This window comes from Nostocoides sp. F2B08 (genome assembly GCF_009184895.1).
GTDB lineage: Bacteria > Actinomycetota > Actinomycetes > Actinomycetales > Dermatophilaceae > F2B08.
On sequence record NZ_WESE01000037.1, the window covers coordinates 1 to 568 of the forward strand.

At 64.3% G+C, this 568-nt stretch carries 1 protein-coding gene; it reads right to left on the reverse strand.

Annotation, left to right across the window (positions count from 1 at the left end):
• Positions 1-363: 363 nt before the first annotated feature.
• A complete protein-coding gene (locus GA707_RS21590; protein ID WP_255425112.1) occupies positions 364-498 on the reverse strand; it encodes a hypothetical protein in 135 nt (44 codons plus the stop codon).
• Positions 499-568 lie beyond the last annotated feature (70 nt).

Sequence of the window (568 nt, forward strand, 5' to 3'; positions counted from 1 at the left end):
CCGGCGATAGGGGGCATGTGCGCGATGGTCCTTGATTGGGCGGATCAGTACCATGTGAGCACCATGTGGTGACACGATCTGGGCGCCACAGGACTGCTGGCCGGCTTTGGAAGCCCGCGATATTCACCGGTCGCGCTGTTAGAGAGGGGTCATGCGATGAGCCCGCGCTACACAATGCCTCGGCCGCGAAGCCGCACCCGTGCGGTCGCAGCACTGGCAATCGCTATGAGCGCGAGTGGCTGCAGCGGATTTGCTACGGAAGGCCCAGCGTCGCCGACAGAGCTTCCAGCCATCCTCAGCTGCGACCAGGTCGAGTCAGCTGATATCGACTACGGCGAAGGTAGCGGCCCACGCGAGGACACTTCAGCCGAAGCTGCCCAGCGCGCTTTTCGGGCTTACGCGGCACCCCCGGGTGAAGACCGTCAGATCTCGTCCAACCTGTGGATTCGCGTCGATGATGACGGAGAGATCGTCGCCACCGTTCGCCTTGAACGCCATACCGGCGGAGGCTACCGACCCACGGTCGTCCAGGCCTGCACTCCCTAGACAGGGCACGTCCCTTGCGGCG